Annotated in this window: 21 protein-coding genes and 2 pseudogenes; 1 reads left to right on the plus strand and 22 read right to left on the minus strand. The window is 55.0% G+C overall.

Annotation, left to right across the window (positions count from 1 at the left end; genetic code table 11):
- Positions 1-103: 103 nt before the first annotated feature.
- The 21 genes and pseudogenes from xrtD to Thiofri_RS17785 all read right to left on the minus strand — a co-directional run bounded on the left by xrtD (position 104) and on the right by Thiofri_RS17785 (position 20,983).
- On the minus strand, positions 104-1,672 hold the full coding sequence (gene xrtD / locus Thiofri_RS17695) for a VPLPA-CTERM-specific exosortase XrtD (RefSeq protein WP_009147554.1): 1,569 nt from the start codon (positions 1,670-1,672) through the stop codon (positions 104-106).
- A gap of 58 nt (positions 1,673-1,730) precedes the next feature.
- Positions 1,731-2,948 carry a glycosyltransferase family 4 protein gene (locus Thiofri_RS17700; RefSeq protein ID WP_009147553.1) on the minus strand — a complete coding sequence of 406 codons (1,218 nt, stop codon included), beginning with the start codon at positions 2,946-2,948 and terminating at the stop codon, positions 1,731-1,733.
- A gap of 38 nt (positions 2,949-2,986) precedes the next feature.
- Positions 2,987-4,300, minus strand: a complete 1,314-nt coding sequence (locus Thiofri_RS17705) for a nucleotide sugar dehydrogenase (RefSeq protein ID WP_009147552.1) — start codon at positions 4,298-4,300, stop codon at positions 2,987-2,989.
- Positions 4,301-4,345: 45 nt separating this feature from the next.
- Positions 4,346-6,220, minus strand: coding sequence for a heparinase II/III family protein (locus Thiofri_RS17710; RefSeq protein ID WP_009147551.1), 1,875 nt, complete (start codon positions 6,218-6,220; stop codon positions 4,346-4,348).
- Positions 6,221-6,340: 120 nt separating this feature from the next.
- On the minus strand, positions 6,341-6,652 hold the full coding sequence (locus Thiofri_RS17715; RefSeq protein ID WP_040854739.1) for a hypothetical protein: 312 nt from the start codon (positions 6,650-6,652) through the stop codon (positions 6,341-6,343).
- Positions 6,653-6,682: 30 nt separating this feature from the next.
- Positions 6,683-6,832: pseudogene (locus Thiofri_RS24855) on the minus strand (IS4 family transposase); the annotation flags it as partial.
- Positions 6,833-6,891: 59 nt separating this feature from the next.
- A pseudogene (locus tag Thiofri_RS24860) lies at positions 6,892-7,434 on the minus strand (transposase); the annotation flags it as partial.
- Between the two features lie 164 nt (positions 7,435-7,598).
- Positions 7,599-7,793: a hypothetical protein gene (locus tag Thiofri_RS17725; RefSeq protein ID WP_009147549.1), complete on the minus strand. Its 195-nt coding sequence runs from the start codon at positions 7,791-7,793 to the stop codon at positions 7,599-7,601.
- A 15-nt stretch (positions 7,794-7,808) separates the two neighbouring features.
- Entirely contained in the window at positions 7,809-8,645 is an 837-nt protein-coding gene (locus Thiofri_RS17730) for a sulfotransferase domain-containing protein (RefSeq protein ID WP_009147548.1), read from the minus strand.
- 19 nt (positions 8,646-8,664) lie between these two features.
- Positions 8,665-10,011 carry a lipopolysaccharide biosynthesis protein gene (locus Thiofri_RS17735; protein ID WP_083848415.1) on the minus strand — a complete coding sequence of 449 codons (1,347 nt, stop codon included), beginning with the start codon at positions 10,009-10,011 and terminating at the stop codon, positions 8,665-8,667.
- 284 nt (positions 10,012-10,295) lie between these two features.
- Positions 10,296-10,601 carry a hypothetical protein gene (locus Thiofri_RS17740; RefSeq protein ID WP_009147546.1) on the minus strand — a complete coding sequence of 102 codons (306 nt, stop codon included), beginning with the start codon at positions 10,599-10,601 and terminating at the stop codon, positions 10,296-10,298.
- A 2-nt stretch (positions 10,602-10,603) separates the two neighbouring features.
- Positions 10,604-10,750 (minus strand): hypothetical protein, encoded by a 147-nt coding sequence (locus Thiofri_RS17745; RefSeq protein ID WP_190275777.1) that lies wholly within the window; start codon positions 10,748-10,750, stop codon positions 10,604-10,606.
- Positions 10,751-10,809: 59 nt separating this feature from the next.
- Positions 10,810-11,004, minus strand: coding sequence for a transposase family protein (locus Thiofri_RS24865; protein ID WP_190275776.1), 195 nt, complete (start codon positions 11,002-11,004; stop codon positions 10,810-10,812).
- A 382-nt stretch (positions 11,005-11,386) separates the two neighbouring features.
- Positions 11,387-12,931, minus strand: coding sequence for a hypothetical protein (locus Thiofri_RS17750; RefSeq protein ID WP_009147545.1), 1,545 nt, complete (start codon positions 12,929-12,931; stop codon positions 11,387-11,389).
- 488 nt (positions 12,932-13,419) lie between these two features.
- On the minus strand, positions 13,420-14,829 hold the full coding sequence (locus Thiofri_RS17755) for a phenylacetate--CoA ligase family protein (RefSeq protein WP_009147544.1): 1,410 nt from the start codon (positions 14,827-14,829) through the stop codon (positions 13,420-13,422).
- The gene (locus tag Thiofri_RS17760; protein ID WP_009147543.1) at positions 14,829-16,016 is read right to left on the minus strand and encodes a glycosyltransferase; all 1,188 of its coding nucleotides are present in this window, start codon (positions 16,014-16,016) and stop codon (positions 14,829-14,831) included. The genes Thiofri_RS17755 and Thiofri_RS17760 overlap by 1 nt, the downstream gene beginning before the upstream one ends.
- A gap of 1 nt (position 16,017) precedes the next feature.
- A complete protein-coding gene (locus Thiofri_RS17765) occupies positions 16,018-16,806 on the minus strand; it encodes a polysaccharide deacetylase family protein (RefSeq protein ID WP_009147542.1) in 789 nt (262 codons plus the stop codon).
- 35 nt (positions 16,807-16,841) lie between these two features.
- Positions 16,842-17,780 carry a glycosyltransferase family 2 protein gene (locus tag Thiofri_RS17770; RefSeq protein ID WP_323705519.1) on the minus strand — a complete coding sequence of 313 codons (939 nt, stop codon included), beginning with the start codon at positions 17,778-17,780 and terminating at the stop codon, positions 16,842-16,844.
- Complete coding sequence (locus tag Thiofri_RS17775) at positions 17,755-19,173, minus strand: O-antigen ligase family protein (protein WP_009147540.1); 1,419 nt, start codon at positions 19,171-19,173, stop codon at positions 17,755-17,757. The genes Thiofri_RS17770 and Thiofri_RS17775 overlap by 26 nt, the downstream gene beginning before the upstream one ends.
- A 1-nt stretch (position 19,174) precedes the next feature.
- The gene (locus Thiofri_RS17780; RefSeq protein ID WP_009147539.1) at positions 19,175-19,981 is read right to left on the minus strand and encodes a sulfotransferase domain-containing protein; all 807 of its coding nucleotides are present in this window, start codon (positions 19,979-19,981) and stop codon (positions 19,175-19,177) included.
- A gap of 30 nt (positions 19,982-20,011) precedes the next feature.
- The gene (locus tag Thiofri_RS17785) at positions 20,012-20,983 is read right to left on the minus strand and encodes a sulfotransferase family protein (RefSeq protein WP_009147538.1); all 972 of its coding nucleotides are present in this window, start codon (positions 20,981-20,983) and stop codon (positions 20,012-20,014) included.
- Positions 20,984-21,404: 421 nt separating this feature from the next.
- Here Thiofri_RS17785 and Thiofri_RS24870 point away from each other — a divergent pair, with 421 nt between their 5' ends.
- Entirely contained in the window at positions 21,405-21,551 is a 147-nt protein-coding gene (locus Thiofri_RS24870; protein WP_407702949.1) for a hypothetical protein, read from the plus strand.
- A gap of 329 nt (positions 21,552-21,880) precedes the next feature.
- Here the strand turns inward: Thiofri_RS24870 and Thiofri_RS17790 are convergent, their stop codons facing one another.
- Positions 21,881-22,951 (minus strand): IS110 family RNA-guided transposase, encoded by a 1,071-nt coding sequence (locus Thiofri_RS17790; protein ID WP_009147537.1) that lies wholly within the window; start codon positions 22,949-22,951, stop codon positions 21,881-21,883.
- Positions 22,952-23,315 lie beyond the last annotated feature (364 nt).

Here is a 23,315-nt window from a genome sequence, read left to right on the forward strand (position 1 = left end):
GCAAACAATTGACGACATGTTAGTACAATCGGCAAACGCCCGTCCACCAACGAAAGACTCTCGGCTCTCGCGACTTTAATGGTCGCGTGAAATGCCTCTCCAATCAGTCCGGAATAAACCGCCCCAACTCGGGCACCGCCAAAGCCGCAAACTCACGCAACCGCCGATCGCCATCGGCCCAGTCTTCCCACGGCTGAATCACCGTTGTCAGCCGCACCAGCGCCCCATCGGTGCGATTTCGCGTCAGCGCATCCCAGAACAGGAACCACTTCACCGCATATTCATTCGTCAGCACCCGACCGCGCTGCTGGAACCAATAATACACCAGCTGCTTATCCTCACCGCGCTGAATCTTTAGCCGGTTGACCCGCAACGGCTGCCCCGTCACGAACAAGCCATCCAGGCTGATCCGCTGCAAGTCCTCGATTCTCCAACCGCCGCCCGGGATGCACGAGCGCGGCGAATGGGCCGATTCCCCAGCCCCTTGAGAATCATAGAAGGCGGCGTAAAAATTCACCCGCCGATCACCGCCACCGATGAAATCCCCGATAAAATAATCGGTCAGATCCAGGCTCTTGAGGATGTTGTCCTGCAAGATCTCCGGAGTCCCCTCCCACTGGCCAATTTCCTCGGGAAACACCGTCAGCGATTCCCGCGCCAACGACTCCACCGGACGCGCCTGCAGAAAAGGCATGGTCGCAGCCGTCAGCGCCAACAGCGCCACGGCCGCCCAGAAGGGTTTAGGCACCGAGCGCTCGGACGGCACAAAACCCGCCGGCAACGGCTCCGGCCAGTCCAGCGCTAGCGCCGCGCCAAAAGACCGACTCTCCCGGAAATGCCCGCTGAAGCGCACGAACAGCCACACCTCCGCCAACAACAGCGCCGTGCACGCCATAAAGATAATCCAGCCCTCAAAATCGTGCAGAAAGCCCTCGGCGGCGCCGATGCCAAAATACTCCACCAGCAGCCCCGTCACCCCGATTCGGAAACTGTTCATCGCCACCGTAATAGGCACGGTTGAAGCAAAGACGATCACCCGCTGCCACCAAGGCGCCCTGAAGAAGTAAGCAATCAAAAACCCAAAGCTCATCAATGGGAACAGATAGCGCAGGCCGCTGCACGCATCCACCACCTGCAACTGATAACTGCCCAGGTCGATCACATTGCCCTCAAGGAACACCGAGATGCCGAACAGCCGGATAAACCAAACGCCGATCTCGGAGGACAGCAACTGCAAGCCCAGCGACATCTGGTTATGCAAAAACGGCGGAAAGGGGATCATGAACACCAGGTAGATCAGCGGCACCCAGAGGATGCGCATCGCCCCTAGCCCAGTAAACGCCCACACCAGCCCGGTTAGCAGCAGAATCAGTGAGACATGCACCACCAGGTAAATGGTGCTCAGCTGGCCGATCAGCAGCAACAAGAGCGCCACGATAACCAGGCCCAGGCCGTTCCAAGAGCCAGAAAAGCGCAGCTGTGCCAGCGTTGGCCATTGTTGCCAAACCAGCATAAGGCTGACCAGGGGGATGAAATAGCCGTGGCTGTATTCTTCGCGGGAGCTCCAGTCGCGCAGCAGTTCGGCGATGCCTGGCCAGTAGAGGATCGCGATTGCCAGCAGGGCAGCCCCGAGGGCAATCGCAAAATGTGGTAAAAAGCGCGCGTTCTTCATGCTTGGTCCTCTAACGTATGATCAGGATTCAATCGAAACGCGGATGACGACTCAGCCATTAGGTCGGCGCCTTGGTCTCGAAAACACAATCATAGGACGCCAGGAGTTTTGGGGCTTCATAGTCCCATGCGAGTTCGTTTTCGATGCGCGCCATGCCAAAGGCCCCCATCCGCTCCCGCGCATGCGGATCATCCAGCAGTTGGCGGATTTTTAATGCAAAATCCTCGATATCATTCGGTTTCGCATACCAAGAGGCATCCAGTGCCGAACGTCGCCCCTCGGTCAGATCGTACTGAACTATCGGTTTGCCAAGCGCCATATACTCCATGATTTTATTCATGGTCGACTTGTCATTCATCGCGTTGGCTATATCCGGATTCACGCAGATATCCGCTGTGTTCAAGGCTTCCAGCAATGTTTTGTCGGGCACCCGCCCCGTGAACGTCACAAAGGAACCAACGTCAAGCTCCCCCGCCATGGCCTTGAGCGAATCCAATTCAGTCCCGCCGCCTACAATCACAAAATGCACATCCTCCCGGCCGAGATCCGCCACCAAATGCCGCACCGCGCGCAACAGATGATCAATGCCCTCCTGTTTGCCGATGACACCCACATAGCCCACCAAATAACGCCGCCCATTCTTCCAAGACGGCACGGGTGGCAACCGCTTCAGCCGTGACACATCCGGCCCGCTGCGCACCACGAAGACCCGCTCTGGATTCATGCCGCCGCGCGAAATGGCGATCTCTCGATAGGATTCGTTGGTCGCGATCGAGACATCGGCGGTGCGAAAAGTCCAGCGCTCCAACAATAGCATCAGACGATAAAAAACGTCACGCCGGTTAAACTTCGCTTCGTACAACTCCGGGTTGATATCGTGATGATCGAACAGAAACCGCTTGCCGAAAAGCTTAAAGAACCCGCCAATCAGAAAAATGGTATCCGGCGGATTGCAGGCATGGATCACATCAAAGCCGTGACGAAAAAGCACCTTGAGACTGAGATAAAATTCCCAAAAGAGCGCGCTCCCATACTCCAGCGCATACCCTAGCGCCCCATCGGCCTCGAGCGGCAGCGCATGGCGATAAATCCACACCCCATCAATCCGCTCCTCGCGTTGCTCATAACCCTCGCCAATCGGACAAATAATGGCAACCTGATAGCCCGCGCGCTGCAGGGTGGTGGCCTCTTGCCAAACACGCCGATCAAAAGGCGATGGCAGATTCTCAACGATCATCAAAACGCGCCGCTGACGCTGCTTCGGTTCCTCGCGCATCTTACGTCTCCGAGACAACGCCCATAAGGCGCCAGCTTTTACCAGCAGATACCGTCATAGGAGGCCACATCGCTGCGGCCATCGCTGATCCGCACCAGATCCACAACCACCTGATCCGGCTTGAGTTGACCGAGCACCCCTTGAAACTCCGCCGAGCCATTTCCGACAATCAACACCTCGCCATGCGCAAGAATGTCGGAGAGGTCCTTCACCATCAAGCGCGCAATATGCGGAATGCGATTAAGGATATAGTCACGATTCGCGCCAACCAAACTCGCGAGATTCACATTCTTGTCGTAGATTTTCAGCTCATAGCCCTTGCCCAGCAAGCGCTCGATCAGCTCCACCACCGGACTCTCGCGCAGATCATCGGTCCCCGCCTTAAAGGAAAAACCCAGGATGCCAACCTTCTTACGGCCCTTGGCCACCACCATGTCAAACGCTTTCTTCACCTGCAGCGCATTGCTCGGCAGAATCGCATCCAGGATGGGCACCGGAATATCCATGCTACGTGCCTTGTAGGTCAAGGCGCGCACATCCTTCGGCAAACAGGAGCCGCCGAAGGCAAACCCCGGCTTCATGTAATAGGGAGAAAGATTCAGCTTAGTATCCTGACAAAAAATGTCCATCAACCGATGCCCATCAATCTCCAACGCCTTGCAGATGTTGCCAATCTCGTTGGCGAAACCCACCTTCAGGGCGTGCCAGACATTGTCCGTATATTTCACCATCTCCGCCGTTTCAATATCGGTGCGAATCAAAGGCCCCGGGAGATGCCCGTAGAGTTCCGCCAGGATATCGCCGCTGCGCGTATCCAGCTCGCCGATCACCGTTTTTGGCGGCTGATAAAAATCCTTTACAGCGGTGCCTTCGCGAAGAAACTCCGGATTGTGGCAAATACCAAAGTCCTCACCCGCGCGTTTGCCGGAATATTCCTCTAGCGTCGGAATCACAATCTGGCGTATGGTCCCAGGCAAAATGGTGCTGCGAATCACCACGGCATGAAAACCATCCTTCCGGCGCAAGGACTCGCCAATCTGCTCACACACCGTCCGCACATGCGAGAGATCCAAGCTGCCGTTCAGTTGGCTCGGTGTCCCGACACAGACAATTGAGACATCTGTCTGCTCGATGGCTGACGCGAAATCCATGGTCGCGCTAAGCTGCCCCTTCTCAACCGATTCCTGAATCAGTGTTCCGATCTCCGCCTCAATGACCGGCGTTTGACCCGCGTTAATCAGCTCGACCTTGGTCGCGGAAGGATCGACGCCAATCACTCGATGCCCATCGTGTGCCAGGCAGCCCGCCGACACAGCGCCGACATAGCCGAGTCCAAAAATATCAATATTCATGAATGACTTCCCAAGGATAGTCGAAGCAAGAGAGCCGAATGCAAATTAAGTGTCTAGCAAATTGATCGCAGAAGTCACGCCTTGTTGGGGAATGCGACCAACCCAGGAAATGCGCGTGGCCGGCAGTTTTATACCAAAACGAGGGGAAATCCAGCCTCCACCCTCGCCGAGCTCTCCGCCCTGCGCTAAACAGAGATCGCCAGGCGTATCAAAGGCCACTGTGGCAATGTCACGCCCGGCGCGCCTGATCAGGATCGCGTCCCCAACGCTGCGCGCCTCGCAGTCCATCGCCAGTTGAAACACGATTTCCGCCCGCCGCGCTGGCGCGATCAGGCCGCCCTCCAGTCGATCATGAATGGCAAAGCCCTGATCGGTCGCGGACAGGGTGCGGCGGTGGAGAACGCCAAAGGGCTTGCGATAGCCGTCATGGGCAGCAGTGATCGACCAATCGGCTCCGTCGCGTGCGGACTCCAGCCTCGCGCGCGCCTTGTGCGACCAGTTGAACGGCCCGCTGATGCGACTCTGATCCACACCGTCGACATTAACCGTGTTGTGCGCACGGGTACCGCGAAACCAATCCCGCCAGGCGCCACCGGAATGATACAAATAGGTGCCCGGATCAACGAACAGCGGCTTGCCATCGAGCGTGACAAGAATCGCCAGCGCATCAGCATGGCCATGGGCGGCGATGGTCAAATAACCCAGGGGCCCGTGATCGAAGAGCAACGCCAGCCTATGCCCGGCGCGTTGCTCGCGAACAACGGTGTAGCCGCCCTCGGTAAAGGTATGAAGACCTGTTGGCGACGTAGCCGCTGGCAGGGCGAAGCGCCGGCAAACGCTGACCGGATAAGACGGCTCGGCGGCATCCAGCCACAGCACCCGACCTTCATCGTCATCACCGATTGCCGGTACTTGGCCCTCGGCATCCTGCAGCCAGGCGATGAACTCGGCGAAAGCGGCCAGGCGCGCATCGACGACGGCCGGCAGGGGGCGCCCAGCAGCGCTCGCCGACGCTTGCGCGCACCACAGCAACTCGGCACTGAAGGCGCCATAGGTGGGCGACTGTTCCGCCGGTACGCCATCGGCATGGAACTGACGCTCGGCCTCGCGTGCCAATACCCGGCGATGGCGTGCTTCCAGAGTGGCCGCCTGCGGCCACTCTGGCAGCGCGAGGGCGATCAGAAATTCCCCGGCTGCCTCGGCGATGCGATGATTATTCGCCGAGGAAAAACGCGACGGATAGCGCCCCAGCCACAGCGCATGGGCGCGCAGCAGCGCGCGCAGCCGCGCCACCGTCGGCTCGGAGAGATGCGACCCGCACAAGCTCGCCGTGATCAGCAGCGTAATGGCGCGCAGCGCCAGCTCAATGCCAGAATTCCAGCCCAGCCCGCGAAAGGGCGGATTGGCCTCATACCAACTCGCAATGGCCTGTTCGATGGCCGCCAGGGCCTGGGGATCTCCGGTGCGCGCCACCTGCGCCGCCAGGGTTTGGAGAAACTGGAGCCGGTTGATTTCCCAGACGTATTTGATGTCGCCCAAGCGGCGCTCATGGCGATAGGGAATATCGAAGCAATACGCATCGGCCCCGGGCCAGGAGGCACCGGTCACCGGATCCAGTCGCCACAGCTCCGCAGGGAACAGGCATCCGGGCGCTCGTGGCGGCCAGGTTTGACCGAGGGCGGTGAATTCACCCGCCAGCAGCGCGGTGGTTCTGGCGTTTAAATCGTGCTCCGGCACAGCGCGCGCTAGGCTGTCCCAGGGGCCGGGCAGCATAGGCACGGGGCCAGGATTGGCATAGCGCTCCCAGCCCTCCAGGGTGCCCCGTGCGGTCGATTTCCTAACCTTTTCCACCACCCGATGGGCGATCTCGGGTGGACTCATGGCGCGCAGGCGATGGAGTTTCCAAAAGAAATTGTTCATTTTGTATGCTCTATGAAAGGCGCCAACCCATCAAGACGGGAAAGGCCCCTTCAGTGATCGCGGCGCAGTTTGGCCAGCCAGGCTTCGATGGTGGCTGCACCAAGCCCAATGCCGTCAACTTTAGACGACCCGCTTGTACGGGATATGGTATCCCGCCTTGCGCTGCCCGGGAGTGTGGCGCGGGAAACTCCGCCCCGGGCGCACTTGCTCAGTGGTTTGTGACAAGCGTTGGATGATCCGTGTGATCAGCTCCGCGCAGCCGCTTGGTGAGGCGTAGAGGAGATCAAACAACTGATCGCTCAGGTGGGACAAGGCGCTGGTCATGCGCACCTTGTAGTCAAACCGGCGTGTCTCGTACAGGCGCTTTGCCACCAACTGGGCCACCGCGCGCAGCATGGCCGCCAGATTCATCGCCAGCACCTTCGCATGCATGTCCTGGCGCACCGCCAGCGACGTGCGCCCGGAGAGATTCTCCATCTCCGCGCGCACCTTGGTGACCTTATAGCCCCCTTCTTCCACTCCCCAACGCCGGTGGTAGAGGTCTTTGAACAACCGTGCCGGCAGCCGCGTCTCCTCCAGTACCGATCGGGTTCGGCCCCCTGGTCGCGGCACGCGCGCGCTTGTTGCGCGGAGGGATGCAAGGTGATCAGCGCACTGGGCGCATCACTGTGCCAAAACGGCTCGGCTTCCTTGAACTGTTTGCGCGCCAAGCGCATCACGCAGTCGACCCCCAAGGTCCGGTGCAAAGCAAACAGCCAAAGCGCCGGATACCCGCGATCATAAATGACCAAATCCCCCGGCGCGGTCGCCTTGAGATGATCGACCGCCAGCTCAAGTTCACTGACACAGTAGGCCGCCACGGCGAAGTCCAGAACCATCTCCAGATCCAGGTCATAGAGCAGCGAACCGCGGGCCAGCACCGGTCCGCTAGACTGAGCCCCAAAAAACCGTTCAATGTCCTCGCCATCGGGCAGGCGAAAGGTCGTCCCATCCACCGCCCGCAAGCGGAACCCATGCCAGGTTGGGCGACCGAAACCAGAGAAAAACCCCGCCACGGCCTGGCGGTTGAGCGCCTCGAACACCGACGCGGCCAGCCCCTTGCGCGCCTTACTCACCGCCGAGCGCGTCGGCACCTCCGAGGCCACGGCTTCGCCCTCAATCGCGGCGAAAAAACTCGCCAGTTCGGTCTCGGTGCTCCGCGCGCGGGGTTTCATCAGGAAGGCCACCAAGCGTTCGAAGGGAAGATCGCGTTGGCGGGTGAAGGCGCCCGCTTTCAGGCGGTGCTCCGCGACAAAATCGGCGCTGGAAAGTGAACCATTAATCCCAGTGTACACATTTTGGAATACACTTTGTATGCGCAACTTCAGCTGGCTTTAGCTCAATTTGTGTGTGGCGCTTCATTGGTTGTACTCCATTGGTTGAAAATAGGGAATCGAGGCGATAATTTTAGCAAAATCAGCGCGATGGCGCTTAAGTCAACGACATTGGCACCAAGCCCCCGGCGCCGATCCTCGGAATCAAACCGCTTGAGAATCGCTTCGGGATCGTTACGGATAGCCTCGTCGATGACCATCTCTCCGTCTCGCGCCTACCTATAGCCCCAGGCCAAAAGCGTATCACTTAGATCAGATTCTATCTCTTCTATGACTCGAGGTGGTATTTCACTTTTCCAGGAATCAATCCTGCCTTTTCTGAATGTATGCTTACCTTCACCAAAAAGCTTATCTGCAACAGAATCAAAAGAATCTAGTGTTATGCCAATATGAGCACAAATATCAGAGATAGTTTTGATTTGATCACTATCGTTACCACCACCTTTCGACCCAATTAGATCTTCAAACTTCACAAGCAACACATCCTCATGAAAAACCCAACCTTGAATTGCATTACAGCGAACACTCATCGACTGGTAGTTTAAATTCAGACGATGGACCCCTTTCAATGCTGCTCTATACCTGTCTTCTTCAGCAATCGAAGTATAGTATTTATAGAGAATATGCCTCTCTCTACGCATGACGAATGGCACGAGAGACGCGATGACTGCCCTTGGATCTCTAATCACGACAATAGGCCTGATACCGTTATCCAGGCAAAGATTGAGAATGTCATCAGTATAACCCAAATGACCAGTGCAATATGTGGTACCGGACATTGAAAGCAACCTGTTCTGGACAACCTTCCGTGACATTTCAACAGGAGAATCTAGACCTACAAGGTAACCTTGCTGCAAGCGAGCACCCCAAAGGACTCTCCTAAGCTTAGCGGCTATAGATTTCTGCAATACCGCGCTCGAAGAAAGCGAAAATATCTTATTGGTTGTAGACTCGGTCACAGGAGAATAACCGATTATATCAAGACACTTCGCAACTAAATTCGTACCTGATTTCGGCAGAGAATTGATAAGAACCGGCATTGATTTGTTCATTATCTTGACACGAATTCCCTTAGAGCCTCCTCAATGATTTATAGGCAAACATAAAATGCAAGACGGAAACGTGAGTCCATATCCCACAGTATTTATGAGCGTAGAACAATGACAACAAGTTATGAATCAACTTTGCGAGTGACGCAGCTATCGCAGCGCCAAGTATTCCGAAATACTGGATCAAAACTACCCCGAATAGCACGCTGATCAAACCACTGGAAAAGGTAATTTTCATCAATATGTTATGATAGCCATACATCAATAAAATCTTACCGCATGAGCCTGTTAAAACATTCGCCAACGCCCCGATAGAAAGCATTAGCAGAACAGACGATGCCGAAGCATATTCCTTTCCGTATACAATCGTCATAGCCAGATCACCGAAAAAAACAAACACTGTCAGAACGATTAAAGCTGGCAAACCCACCAAAGAGGAAATCCCTCTGACGATTTTTTCCGTCCGCTCATGATCTCCCGTCGCTTTTAACTCACTAATGAATGGGGGTATCACCAAGTTCACAATCAGAAGTGGCATAGCTACCAAGTTGACCAGCTTCTGAGCTGCCGCAAACAACGCAACATTCTCGGATCCCATGAGATTCCCGACCAGCCATATCATTGATTGGGCTAAAGCAAAGACAGACAGGTCGGTCACATATAGAACCATGGCTGCTGACATCAGCGAAGGCTTATCGTCGTGATCGACATCCACCGAATCAGAACCCTGTCCAGACGTTGACAATGGAACAGGAAGGAGCACGGCGGATACCAAAAAATTTATCGCGTAGACACCCAATACCAGAAACAGAATGAATGCTAGGGTCAGCGACGAATATAGTATCATTAGGATTACCAAGGCAGCCATCAATACGACATTTGTGAAAACACTATCAAATAACGTCGCTTTGAAAATATCACCTAAACCACGATAAATCTCGATAATCACCAATCGGAAAGCCATCAGCGCGATCCATACGGGCATCACGACAGACAAATCTACTTCGGACAGGGAGGAAAAAAACAAATGCGTCACGACATCATCGATTAAAAACACCCACAGTAAAGCAAGCACAAGTGATGCGATGAAAACTATCTTGCCCGCGAAGGCTATTACACGGTTAATACAGTGATATTGTTTTTTGGATGAATAATCTGCAACCCATCTCAGCACAGCCTGTTTCAGGCCAACTTGACCCAACAGACCCAGAAATAGCGCCAGACTTAAGATCAGCAGATAGTTACCGTATTCTTCGGGTGTCAACAGTCGGGCCAGTGCGCCATGCACGACCATCCCCGAAAGCATTGCGAGCATCTTTCCGATTAATGCCCATACACCTCCTTTTAATAATCTAGATTTTAGAGACATAGTATTAATCAACGGTGTCCGGTTCCTTTGCACAGGTACGCATTTAATAATCTCTGCAATTTATCCTCATAAAGCGCAGGAGACGCCGGAGAGAGAAAGGAATGTTTGAATAACCTCAGCACCTGACGGCTAATCTTAGATGTATAGCGAAACGGCGGGGCCGTCCAGGCCGGACGCCCGCTGCCATCGGGTGCACCGGTGGCTTTGCGCTGAAGCTGGTCCTGTGCGCATTGCCTTGTGATCACGCGCGCCCCCGGCACCGAACTGGCGGTGCAGCAAGAGCGTTACGAGCACATGGGTGATAATTGGCAATGAGACTTGATTATCGATAACCACCAGGCTTTTGCCCCACGCATTGACATGGGCAAAATCATTTTCCAGGTGTCAATGCATTTTTCCTCATTCAATCTGCGGACAAAGAGAAACGGGATAACGCCAGCCAAAAGACGGATATCATGGGTAAAAAACTCCAAGCGTCGGTTCTGGCGCGTGCGAAAGGTGATCAACCGACACTCCTGGGAGGAACTAAACAAGGTGATGCGCTCATCGCCCAGCACGCTGGCAAACTCCTGCGTCTTGACCATGGGCATGGCTACGCGAGCCCCCCCACCAGATTGAACTTCATGCGTGTGATCAGGGTGCTGCCCAGGGTGCGTTTGTTGCGGTCCCTGGAGGAAGCATCACTGAGGCCGTGATGAAGAGGCATCGCCTTGGCAAAGGTGACGATCAACGCATCCATCAGATTGGAGTAGACAACTGTTCGCGCGTGCCCACGACCCCGGAACCCGCGTGGTCTCGCTACGACCCTCGGAACGTATCCGCAGCAGCTTGGCCTGCAAGTAAGCTTCGTACGGTAAAAAAGTACAGATGGCGCCACTGTCGAGTCTCGGTAGCATGCACCGGTTGGCGCTCGGCCTCGCAGTGCGGGCAGGCAAAGCGCGCCCCACGCCGATAGCCAAGCTCCAAGTGCCCCGTGGCGGGGTCGATGGGCACACCCCTTACCGAATAGTACCTCGCACCGGATTTGATCCAGATAACCAAGGCCAGCAAACCTACTGATTTATTGACACTTTGGGTCGATCAGATTATCCAGGACATTATCGGCGCGCGGTCCTAGGTCGCGGACAAGCCAACGGCAGCAGAGAAAAGCGACGTCGTTTCCGTCATCATGCCTCATAATTCTGTGGATAGGCGGACGCGTGCTGCGGGCCGGCACGAGCCCCGCTCCGCTGGGCGTCGCGCCCACATTGTCCCCAAAAACCTGTTACAAGGTAGATACTATTATCTGCGGGGAGGTGATGCCGGGCGCATCGGCTGTCAAGCTGGAGCCCATAGAAGACGTAGGAGACCCATGAGCGTTTCCTAACAAGAGCTCCTAATTGACTAGTCTCAGACTACTCGGGCTGGATAGTGAGTTTTCGTTTTTTAACTCTAGTAATGTTAAGGAGTATGGCGCAATCTCGACATCTGATAAAGATTTTGGCGTTTCATCGACAACTCTGACCCCAGATCCAATCACTAAAACGGTGCGCTGCCTTACAATAGTTCGAGGCTTCGAATCAGTAAAATCATAAGATGCCAGTGAATATGGAGTCGCATCACCATTTAAAACTACCACGTCATGATTTTCGGAAGCTGCCTTAATAAATGTTGCAGCCAAAACGCGATGGCTTTCTGAATCAGCCTCAGCACCTGTGGTAATCACTGCTTCAAGAGGCATTACATTCGCGGACACGCCTTCCTTAACCCCTGAAGCCTCTCCAAGAAGCCCAAATATGGTCTGAAATGCGTCCGCTGCATAAAAACTCTTGACGTCATCCGTCATCCACAGAAGGCTGTGATAATTTGCATAGCCTATAGAAGGCTCAAGCAACATGTTTAAAAGACCTGCAGATGCAAAAAGCGCAGCAAAACTGCTTTGCTCAAAATTTGACTCTATCTTGGTTCCCGAAACCCCCCACTCCGTTACCCAAATATCTTTTTTCTCGTCACCTAGTGCAGTCAGATAATTAACCGCTAGTTTGAAACGTGCTTGAAAATAATCGAAAGATCGTTCAAATGCCGTCTGGTGGGACATCAGGTCAGTACCGTCCCAGCCTGTTTGCGCCTGGCTATACCAATGCACAACAAGCCCGTCGGCCAATTCAAAATCCGCAGCAAAGTTATCGAATGCCGTGTCATCGGTGGACCACCAATCAGGTGGTGTGCCGTCTGCGTTCGGTAAACTGTTTGCATTGAAGTTTAATGCTGATACTAGAAGCCCTATTTTCGTGTCCGGTAACTCAGCCCTAATTTTAGGCGCGATCTCTGCGACGATTTCAGAATAAGCTTTCGCATCTGGGACCAAAAACTTCCATCTGTCATAATAAAGTTCGTTCCCGAGTTCAATCAACGCTGGCGACGATCGTTCTGCTTTCAGGCGACGAAGCAGATCAAGCGTCTTTTGCTCTTCCTCACATGCGATATTGAGGACGTAGCTGTATGACAACCTTGAATTTTCGACGACCGCCAGGAAGTCTGACAAAGAATATTCATCTTGATCGTTTTCCGCAGGGGAATTAATTTTTGCGGAGTTATTATATTTATCTATGGATTCCTGAATGTCTGCACCCAAGGGCTTATTGCATCCAAACAGTCCAGTTTCTGCTAAATAGTAATTTCCCAAATTTCCGCCAGGAAATCTGATAAACTTTATCGCGCTCGACTCTATAGTGTTCGCAACCTCGTTATTGCGGAAGTGGCTAGATGCCCACAGAATTTCACCGTTCACACCAAACTTGTTTTTATTTACCGGTATTGCGACTTCATCGCCCCCCCGTAACGAAAGTTGATCAGCGCCAAGCAGCGACTGGGAACCTAGTAACCCACAAAAGGTAATGAATGCAGCGCTCTGAGATAAGAATCTTGATGAGATGCTCATTATATAATCTCCACTCTCAAATGTTAGCTCTTTCATACGTTTCACAACGGAAGCGCCCGCAAACACGCAGGTTATCAAATCGTACAACCCTTAAAATAGAGCCACTACAAATTAGTCACAATTGAAAATTTAGTCATAGAATTGGGGCGACTTCCTTGTACAAGGCACCTGGACGAGAGCCTGCCTCCTCCAGCCAAGTCTACGGCTAATGACAATACTGCGCTCAAGCAGTTCCCCCGTCAAGCTTCGGGGGCGAGGTCACTCCAACGCACCCGCTCAACAATGGGACTGTCGGCACTGGACTGTGAGCTTCCGTGACTTCAGACAATTATCGCTGAACGGCAACTCCAGATTGGCAAAAAAGAGATCGGCCTCACCCAGGGCTAATGCAAGTTCGGGCGCATAAAGACCGCCGCCCGCCTTAAGCTGTCGCCCCGGACTTTCCACAAGCATGACATCACCGCCGAAAACTAAGTTTAAGTCGCCCATCAGCCAGCGGCCTCGACTTGCTGGATAAACAGTTTGGTCTTTCCGGAGCGTGTCACCGGGATATCAGTCACCACCTGGCCAATGAGCGCCAGGAACTTACCATCCATGCGCTTGCGAATCTCGGTCACAAAGCCCGCCACAGCTTGCTCGCCACTGACCCCGTTTGCAGGCATAACATTGACATGCAGGCTTCCCGGCGCATTCTGCACACACTGCAGCTTGTAAACCAGCCCCCAGGTACGGCCATGGATGCCTGCGAGCAGGTTATGGAAGGGCACGCGCTCGCCATTGGCAAGCAACACAAATTCCTCGGCGCGGCCCATGATCTTTCTCAACATCAGAAAGTTACGCCCGCATTCACAACCGTGGGCCCCGCGCACGGCGAAATCCCGGGTTCGGTAGCGGATCAACGGCATGACGAGATTGTCAAACCCCGTGGCGATTATCTCGCCTTCCTCGCCCTCGGCGGCCGGGCTGCCATCCTCTCGAATCACTTCGATATGTCCGTATTCTGGATGGATATGATATTCATCGCATAACCGGCAGTTACCGCCGAACACCAGGCGTTCCGTATGCCCGTAGTAATGGCATACAGGACAGCCGAGAAACTCCTGGATAGTACGGCGGTGATCCTCATAGATGTTTTCTGATTCCAGTATCACGCATTTCAGTCGGAACGGCTCAATCCGATGCTGGATCATCAACTGGACCAGTTTGAAAACCATAAAGGGATAACCCCGGATCGCCGCCGGCTTCAGTCTCCTGATCCGCTCGCAGGAGGCCACCACAGTCGCGTCGGACAGCCGGTAGGAGGACAGGATCAAGTTGCAGTCCACTGGATCGTAATACCAGGGACGGTCTCCATCGATCACCTCGCCTCGCAACACAACGACTCGATCACCCTTGCGGAAGCCGAAATCGCGGAAAAGGTCATGCAGAAAGGCGCGCTCCTTGGGCCGGGTTACATCCTTATGGTGGTAGAGTTCGAGCGGGACGCCGCTCGAACCACTAGTTGATGTGTACAACCGCTCGTCCTCCGACAGGTTGTCGGCCAGCATATCGGTCTGGTGATTCTTGATCTGTTCGCGGGTAAGGGGGGGGAATTTTTGCAAATCAGCAAGCGACCGGAAATCGTCCGGGGAGACACCCGCAGCCCGGTATGTTTCGCGATAGAAAGACGCATGGCTATAGGCATGCTCCAGTAGCTGCTTCAGCTTGCGGAACTGGTATTCATCATGCTCCTCCCGATTCCAGCCACGGGCGCTAGCTGCAAGTCTGCGGTAAACATCGAAGTTCCTGCCATAGCGAACCCGGTAAGGTAGCATGCCATAGCAGGCCCCGACCGTCTGCTTTACCCAGGGCGGCGACTTCTTGTACAACCCGAGAAACCTGTAAAGTCCGTCTTCCACTAACGCCCCCCACCGATAAAGCTCTCTATCAGTCCGGAAATCTCATCGGCCCGGAAATACCAGGTATCCCCTCTGACCTTCTCGACCCTCTGGCGTTCTCGCTCCGGCGAATTGTTCGCCAGTTCCTGTTCCAACTTGTCGACAAATTCATCCGGCGTGGCCGCGATCGCAACCACATCGCCCATTGTATTAACAACCTCGGGAATCGGCACCGAAACCACCGGCTTGCCCATGGCCAGGTACTCCTTAGCCTTGACCGGATTACAATATTGCATCCATTCGTTCATCACCCAGTTCATGATGCATACATCGAAATGCTTTCCGTAGGCAGGTATCTCCCCGAGTTCCTTCTTGCCCAGGAAGTGCATATTCGGATACTGCTCGAGCCGCGAATAATCAGACACTACCTGACCGATCAGGACCACATTCCATTCCGGGTGCTTTTTAAGAATCGCTTCAAGAATATCCTTGTCATTCGACTCGGTAACGCTTCCGAAGTAGCCAATGACCGGTTTGCGGATATCGCGCATATCCTCAGGCAGCGGCAGTTCATCAGTAACAGCCGTGTGGAAAAGCTCGAAATTACTGCCATGTGGGACATAATAGCAACGAGGGTTATCGTTAATATAAGCCGCCTGAATCTCTTTTGACACGCAGACCAACAAGTCGGCGGTCGACACCATCATGCTATCCATCGGGGAGATCAGGTTACTGCCAGCGATATCACGAAATTTATCGAACTTGTCGCACAGGTAATATACGATCACCCTGACCTTGCTCTTTAAGACAGGCAACACCAGCGCCGCAGCCGGGGTTGAGGAGATCACCACGGGCTTCTTGCCTTTCCAGCCGATTGTTCTCATAGCAAAGCGGATCTGCCAAAGCAACAAGCGTTCATTAATATACTGTATCTGCTGATGACCAAATCCGGGTATGGTGATGGGCGTCAGCACCCAGATGTTGTCTTCCGCCTGCTTCAGAAACTTGGCATAACTCTTGAACTTGTTTCTATACCTGCACCAGCTCCCGCTCTTGCCCGGTTTCGGCATCCGCAACGGCACGGAGTTCACGTAAAGCGCCTGATTACCACTGGCGACCATCTCCCGCAGCAACTGAATCCCCGATGATGGATTGTGATACCACCAGTCGCTCCCGCCGAAAAACAGTATATTTTTTCCCTGCATCATGTCAGGTCAGCTCTTTGTATAGCCTTTCCAAGGTGGAAAACTCGCAGCCCTCGTCACGAAACATTCTGAGCGCATCGGCAATCAGCTGCATATGCTCGGGACGGCGGTGGTAACGGTGATGAACGGTCACGCCGATAACTGTCTGGCCGGTCGCACGGATCCTGTCCAGCCGCTCCTTCAGGTAATCAAGCGTCGGAAACTCGCAGTCGTCATCCGAGAAATAGCGCTTGATCAGGCTCATGCTCATGGAAATATCCATTAGGCCCGAGCCAGGTATGCGCTGCATGTGGTGGGACACCCGCTTACCCAGCAGGTGGGTGCGGCGAAGCAGGTGGCCGACACCGTAGAGAATCTTGTTCTTAGCGTATACGTTGTGATAAGAGGAAAAGACCTTGTAACCGGTTTCATCCATACAGCGGATGGTCGCCTGGTTATGTCCTCCGCGCGGACAGGTAAACGCGGCAAAAAAATCGTCCCCGAAGTTTTTGTCCATGAGTTCGCGGCCCGCGCGGACATCTTTTATCTGATCCTCGTAGGTGCGCCCACCGAACTCGCCCATACCAGGGACCTTGTCGACATGGTCGTAGCCATGGGTGATGATCGAGATCTGATCGGGATGGTTCTGCTTCAGTTCGCGCAGCCAGCTCACGGTCTCCGCCACCACGTTGGCAGGCTCCACCGCCATGTCCGCACAGGCCCGGTTTTCGCAAACAATTCGCCAGAACTCTAGGAGTTCCGCATCCAGGTTGTTTACATCATCGTTTCTCAAAAAAATCTTCACAGCTGACATATGCATGTCTCCCGACGAGTCGCAGCTGGCAGGCCTTAGTGTTGCAGATGATATTGAATGTAACGTTTTAAGAAACCGCCCGCGGTCCTGGCCAAATCCAGCAACAGGTGCTGTGGGATCAAGAGTCTCGGACAATGCCTGAACGTCAAGCGCCACTTGATGATCAGATTGTTCGGCGAGCGCCTGGAAAACAGCGACCTGAAGAACTCGCCCAGCACCGGCCGCGTGTGGCGGGTCCCGATCCCGGTAGCCTTGTAATCACTTAGCACCCGGCCATCGAAGTTCAGCAGCACCTCGTAACCCGCATTGGCGGCGCGCATGGAAAAATCCTCGTCCGCTGCATAATGCGGAAATGCATGGCGGTCGTAGACCCCGATATTCCGGAACACCGTTACCGGTATCAGCACTCCCTTACCGCACAGCTTCGGCACGGACGTTAGCCCGTGATGACGGTCTGTAACCGGCTCGCCGAACCTGTTGGCGTAACCTTTTTTCGCCGTGGTCCAGTTATGCACCGACTCGGCGGTCTCAATCCGCCCGGGATCATCCTTGAACACGACCATAGAACCGATCAGCGCCCTGGGCCGCGCATGGTGCGCCTCAATCATGCGGTCAAGGAATTCAGGACCAACCACGACATCGTTATTAAGGGTGAGCACCAAGTCTTCATCAGCCGCCAGGGGCAGGATATATTCCAGGCAGCGGTTGATGCCGCCAGTCCACCACAGCTGCCCGTCGCCTCGCAGTACCTTCACATCAGGATGATGTTCGGCCAAATACTCACCGGTGCCATCGGTAGACCCGTCATCGCAGATGACAATCTCAAAATCCCGAAAAGCCGAGCGTTCCAGTGACTCGACGCATTCCCTGGTCTGCTCCAGTCGGTTGAATACAGGAATTGCGATAAATAGCTTCATGGTCTTGCCCGGGAGAGAATTCTTGTGAAATTTACCCACCAACATCGCTGGTTGCATTGGGTTTTCGCTGTTGTTCAGCAGCCGTCGCCAGACCAATGAGGTAGACACCGGCCAGCATCCAGAATACGAAAGACGTCCGGAAATATGTGAAAGTGGCATTCATCAGATCGATAACGAACAGCATGATCATCGTCAGCAAAAAGCGGTGCTTGTCTGCATCGCCCACAGCATTACGGAGCCTCTTGCTAACCCCCCCCCTGAACAGCACTCCCCGGATTAGCAGGGCCAGCCCCGCACCTATTGCGCCCTCCTTCGCCAGCAGGCGCATGACAAAATTATGCGGGGACCACTGCATGCCTTCATTGTCTTCCTGAACCGCCGCCACGATATCGATGGGACGAGCCACCCCTACTCCGAGCACCGGGTTCTTCAGGAAGGTCTCGAAGGATATCTTCCACATGATTTCGCGCCGCGAAACATTAAGATCTTCGGTATTGAAGGTATCGGAGTAGCGGGTCACCACCTGCCCCAGATAATCCGGCTTGACGAAACTCACGACGGTTATCGACACCGTTGTCAGCATCAGCATGCCGATGGACCCAAGCACCACCCGGCTGACCGCGCCACGCCGCAATAGGATAACCAGCGCGTAGAACAATACCAACAGCAGGGCCACGAAGGCCGAGCGGTACTGGGTCATTACCATGCCCGCGATCATATAGGCGATCACCAACATATTCATTGCATTGAACCGGAAACCGACCAGATGATAGATGATCACCAGCATGTAGAGAATGTTGGCACCGATAAAGAAAGTGCGCTCGGTGCCCGAACTGGTATACCAGACTGCGCCGCTTGCCAGCATATAAACCTGGAACAGAGGCAGAACCAGCACCAGGATGTAGGCAAAGCGGGCGAATTTCGCCAGCCGAGCACGATCGAAATACAAAAAGATATAGAACATGTAGATGCATACCAGGTATTTCACGCCCTCGCGCACCACGGTATCGATCGGCACGCCTGTAAAAGCACACCACAGCATCTGACCTAACTGATAAAGGGAAAAAACCGCCACCAATTTGCCGAGCGTGTTATTCAGGGCGCGCCGGAAGGCAATCGGCCTGGTCAACATCCCCAGCCCGATCAACAGGGCAAACATGGCAAAGAACAGATCGTTCGGTGTTACATTTACCGAACCTACTGAGAGCTTGTATGCCTCGACCTTGTCTCCGATGTGCGGCAAATACATCGTCCATTGATAAAAAAAGAACCCCCAAAGCAGTGAAGCAGGAAACAATAGAAAGACAATGCCTACCAGCATTCCAGCCACGATCATGGCTGGCTTGATCACAACACCTATGCCTGCCAGCACCACGGCCAGCCCCACTAGAACTCCTCCGATTATCGGCGGCACATCGATATTTCTCCTGTTCAGCAGAAACTTACTCATGCTATTCCTCGTATCCCATTTCCGGCAGTAATGGGCCAAGGCTGTCATTCAGCATCGCCAGGTGCTGCGGCGGCAGTTCGCTGCGCCAGCTGTCGATCCGCCCCTTGCGAAAGGTGCTGGTCGAACCGAAGATGCTCGCCTGGACGTGCGCGGCGAGTGCCGCGTCCTCACCGTGCCCCAGAAACCCCAGCGTCTCCTTGATCGCAATGCGCTGCCGGTCCGCGCAGCCGCCGCCCTTTTCTCCGACCAGGTCCTCGAACCGCACCATCAGCGCACTGCCGGACTCTTTCCAGTCAAGGTACTCGCGGTAGCGATCCGCCAGCGAGCGCAGTGTATACGGCCCAAGCTGGCCACCGAGGATGGACATCTTCAGGCGTTCATTGTCATCCCCCAGCGCCATGAAAAATGGGTGAAAGAAATGACGCGGAGTTCGCTTAATGTAATCTAGGTGCGACACCGCAATCGAACGCGGATCCCGCAGCATGCAGACCACAGAGACATCACTGGCCGCCAGCAGCCGGCGGATCGGCTGGGAATAAAGGCAGTGCGCGCCGAACACAGCGCCGTCCGGCAACTTGTCGAGCCTGCGGCGTAGCCAGTTGACGCCGATCTCGACCGGCACCTCGCTCCCGATGGTGATCCGCTCCCGCGCAAAACCACCGCGCGTCACACGTCGCAGTAGCTCGAATCTTCCACGAATGAGATCGGCACCGATCCAAAACGGGTTTTCCTCGAACCCAGCCAACGAAATGAGCCTAAATAGCAGATGCGTTCCACCTTTGGGTATCGAGTTCGCCATTACCTTCATGCAACTCTCGTCCTGTTTCGTCCCAATGTCTCACCGGTGCGAATGCACACGAAACCAGCGTTTTGCGGTTCGCAGCTTGTAGGCGACAATCGCTGGCTCGAACAGGCAGTACACGATTCCGTACGTTCGCAGCAGTACATCCCAGCCCAGATTCTTCATCTGTTGCGGAATCGCATCCAGCTCCGCCATGATGCTATCGTGGTCATAGCCCATGGTGCTCAACCGCTCCGTACCGAGCCAGCGCAGGTAAGAACGTGCCCACTGCTTGCGGACCGGATTGCAGAATCCTTTTTTCCATTTACTCAGAGGCTCATCGCTCAGCGCAAAATATTGCCGAGTACCGGTCGGATCGCCCATGCGGCCACTAAGCTTCACTTCCGGAAAGCTGTCAACCATTTCCTCTTCGAACGGCAGCTCAAGATATTCCATGATCGACCTAAAGGTCGCCTCCGGCTCGGAAACCATATCCTCGTAGCGTATCGAGAGGGCGCGGTTGGCATGAAGCTCATAGCAATCGACCAAATTCTCCAGACCGGTATAGAGATCTATCTTGTAGGCGTGCAGCTTCCAACGCCCGCCGCCCCAGGTCTCCATAATTGACGCGGCCACCGCCAACGGGTGACGCCACAGGAAAATGAACTTTCCGTCCGCAAACATCTCCACGATCTCCTCGGCCACCAGATGGTAGCGGGGCGTCTTGTCCAGGAAGTAGATCGCCTCCTTCCCCGCCGCCCGGCCATAGAGCCGACGAACAAACCCGGCCAACTCGACGCGATAGGCCGCTTCACCGCCCGGCAAAATTTCGCAAAAATCCTGGACTGCCTCGACTGTCCGGCCATGCCAGTATTCGGAAAACTGCCCTCGCTCCCTTAGCGTGTAGAGAAAGGGCAGCAGTAGCCACGGCTCGGACGCCGACGCCACCGCCGACGAACGCGTCAATATGCGCTGCGCCAGCGTCGAGCCCGATCTCGGTAGCGAGAATATGAAAACCGGTTTCGTCACATCAGACCTCCCAAAATCGACCGGAATGAGGCCGCTATTTTGGATACTTGGACCCCAAATCACCGGGGGTTCCTCGTGCACCACTTAAAGCAAATCAGCTGCTTATGCGGTGCAATCTATCAACCAACTGCTCAACTTTCTGAATTATCTAATAAACTTAACAAGATAGAGTATTTTTAGAGACTCGACCTCGGAGGTCTGTACAAAAATACCTATTCACCTTCGTCCAGCCTGAAGCCGTCATCGTGCGCATACGATTCGATGGTCGCAGATACTGTTCCGGCAGCCCGCCATTGCATGGCTCAGCTACTTGGGCCGTCTGTGCATCCCGGAACCAGAATCGACGCCACAGCCGTTTGCCCCTCTCTTCGATGCTTTCGTTGAGGATTTGCAACACGGACGCGGGTTGTCGACAGCAACGGTGGCGAATTACCAGTGGCATGTTCAGCGCTTTTTCACTGACTTCAGCGCGCGACAGTGCGCCTTTGCAGACGTGCGCGTCGAGGATGTCGAGCCTTTCTTACCCGCCAAGGGGCGCATTAGTGTCGCGTGTCGATCGCCAGAATAATTAAAGGGTCCATATATGGTCCGCCCCGCGATGCAAGAGGAAAATCGCTGATCAGCAGAAGGAAACGTTGCAGCCATATATCCGGCATCGTTGAAGGATCATCGTCGAAGTCGATCCCGTGCCCTAATGGAATGCGCGTACCTCACCGTCCTCAATCAGGTTCTCAGTCTCAACGTACGTTGGCTTTGGACCCTTCCAGGTTTTCGGCGAGGCGGTCGTCCCTTTCATGCCATCACAGTGAAATTCACTCTTCGCAACTCGTGGTGTGGAACTCGGTTATCGCCCGTTCAAGGGCTGGTTAAAGATGATTGTTCGTGGCCGGCGCGGCGTTAGGCCTTTACGGCGGCCGGCTTCGCGAGCGCCCCGCGCGCGGGATCGAAGCGCTTGCCGGTGGTCATCACCGCCCAAGCGATGCGCGCGAGCTTATTGGCCATCGCGACAATGGCGACGTTGGCATGACGGCGCTGCTTGAGATCGCGCGCCCAGTGACTGAAAGCGTCCTCCTTTTTCTCAACCCAACGCATCATCGCGCGAGCGCCATGGATCAGCAGCTGGCGCAGATAGACATCGCCACGCTTGCTGATGCCAAGCAAGCGCGCTTTCCCGCCGGTGGAGTGCTGTCGTGGCACCAGCCCAAGCCAGGTCGCCAGCGCCCGGCCATTGTTAAACAGCTCCCACTGATCGCCCAGGGTGGCGAGCAAGGCGGTGGCCACCAGCGGGCCGATACCGGGAATGCTCATCAACAGCTGGGCCGGCTCGCTGGTGTCGGCGACAGTTTTGATGTGGGCATCGTAATGGGCCACGCGTCCATCGAGGTGACGCAGTTCCTCGAGCAATCCATGGAGCTCGGCGCGAAAGCGCTCGCTCAGTCCATTGTCGGCGTCTTCCAGAATCTCAGGCAGCCGACGCATGGCCGCCGCTCGTCCCTGCGGCATGACGATGCCATATTCGGCCAACAACCCACGCGCCTGATTGACTAAGGCGGTACGCTGGGCGATCACCTGGGAGCGCATGCGATGAATCGCTTGGATGTCTTGCTGCTCCACGCTCTTGATCGGCACAAACCGCTGCCGGGGACGTCGGGCGGCTTCGCAGATCGCCTCAGCATCGGCGGCGTCGTTCTTGTTCGTCTTCACAAAGGGCTTCACATGTTGCGGCGCGATCAGCACCACCTCATGGCCGAAGCCCCGGAAGGTGCGCGCCCAGTGATGGGCGCTACCGCAAGCTTCCATGGCCACGCGACATGGCGGCTGCTGGGCGATGAAGGCACTCAAGGCATGGCGCGCCAGCTTGCGGCTGAAAACGACCTCGCCTTGGGCGTCGACGCCAAAGACGTGAACGCTGTTTTTGGCCAAATCGATACCGATGGTGGCGACGGGTTGTTTGCTAAACTTCTTCATGGGTCTGCTCCGTTCTTGCTAGACGATAGGTGGGTTTTCCATCGCCTATTTTGCCCGCTTCCGGGTCGTTTTAGGAGCGGGGCGGACCATCCCATTATGTTCAAATAAGTTTTTTGGAGTGACAACCGCAACCGATCAGCATGAAATCGAAGCCGGACCATATAAACAATGTGTCATTTTTTTCTCTGATTTCCGCCTCCGATGGTGGATTGGAATTCAAAAGGAAGTCGATAGAGAACCAGTTCTTTCCCCTGCGCAGGCGCTAGATGAGGTTATCGGCGCGGGTGCGCCGGTCGCCCGTTACACGTCGCTGTCTCCAGTTATAACGCACAAGGGGTGCTTTCGCCTTCAGCCGATAGACAGG

The organism is Thiorhodovibrio frisius, assembly GCF_033954835.1.
Lineage (GTDB): Bacteria > Pseudomonadota > Gammaproteobacteria > Chromatiales > Chromatiaceae > Thiorhodovibrio > Thiorhodovibrio frisius.

Bases quoted from the DNA above. Each gene is read 5' to 3' on its own strand.
- xrtD (WP_009147554.1), bottom strand. From the start codon at position 1,672: ATGAAGAACGCGCGCTTTTTACCACATTTTGCGATTGCCCTCGGGGCT.
- Thiofri_RS17700 (WP_009147553.1), bottom strand. From the start codon at position 2,948: ATGCGCGAGGAACCGAAGCAGCGTCAGCGGCGCGTTTTGATGATCGTT.
- Thiofri_RS17705 (WP_009147552.1), bottom strand. From the start codon at position 4,300: ATGAATATTGATATTTTTGGACTCGGCTATGTCGGCGCTGTGTCGGCG.
- Thiofri_RS17710 (WP_009147551.1), bottom strand. From the start codon at position 6,220: ATGAACAATTTCTTTTGGAAACTCCATCGCCTGCGCGCCATGAGTCCA.
- Thiofri_RS17715 (WP_040854739.1), bottom strand. From the start codon at position 6,652: ATGCATGCGAAGGTGCTGGCGATGAATCTGGCGGCCATGCTGCGCGCG.
- Thiofri_RS17725 (WP_009147549.1), bottom strand. From the start codon at position 7,793: ATGGTCATCGACGAGGCTATCCGTAACGATCCCGAAGCGATTCTCAAG.
- Thiofri_RS17730 (WP_009147548.1), bottom strand. From the start codon at position 8,645: ATGAACAAATCAATGCCGGTTCTTATCAATTCTCTGCCGAAATCAGGT.
- Thiofri_RS17735 (WP_083848415.1), bottom strand. From the start codon at position 10,011: ATGTCTCTAAAATCTAGATTATTAAAAGGAGGTGTATGGGCATTAATC.
- Thiofri_RS17740 (WP_009147546.1), bottom strand. From the start codon at position 10,601: ATGCCCATGGTCAAGACGCAGGAGTTTGCCAGCGTGCTGGGCGATGAG.
- Thiofri_RS17745 (WP_190275777.1), bottom strand. From the start codon at position 10,750: ATGGATGCGTTGATCGTCACCTTTGCCAAGGCGATGCCTCTTCATCAC.
- Thiofri_RS17750 (WP_009147545.1), bottom strand. From the start codon at position 12,931: ATGAGCATCTCATCAAGATTCTTATCTCAGAGCGCTGCATTCATTACC.
- Thiofri_RS17760 (WP_009147543.1), bottom strand. From the start codon at position 16,016: ATGATGCAGGGAAAAAATATACTGTTTTTCGGCGGGAGCGACTGGTGG.
- Thiofri_RS17765 (WP_009147542.1), bottom strand. From the start codon at position 16,806: ATGTCAGCTGTGAAGATTTTTTTGAGAAACGATGATGTAAACAACCTG.
- Thiofri_RS17770 (WP_323705519.1), bottom strand. From the start codon at position 17,780: ATGCAACCAGCGATGTTGGTGGGTAAATTTCACAAGAATTCTCTCCCG.
- Thiofri_RS17775 (WP_009147540.1), bottom strand. From the start codon at position 19,173: ATGAGTAAGTTTCTGCTGAACAGGAGAAATATCGATGTGCCGCCGATA.
- Thiofri_RS17780 (WP_009147539.1), bottom strand. From the start codon at position 19,981: ATGAAGGTAATGGCGAACTCGATACCCAAAGGTGGAACGCATCTGCTA.
- Thiofri_RS17790 (WP_009147537.1), bottom strand. From the start codon at position 22,951: ATGAAGAAGTTTAGCAAACAACCCGTCGCCACCATCGGTATCGATTTG.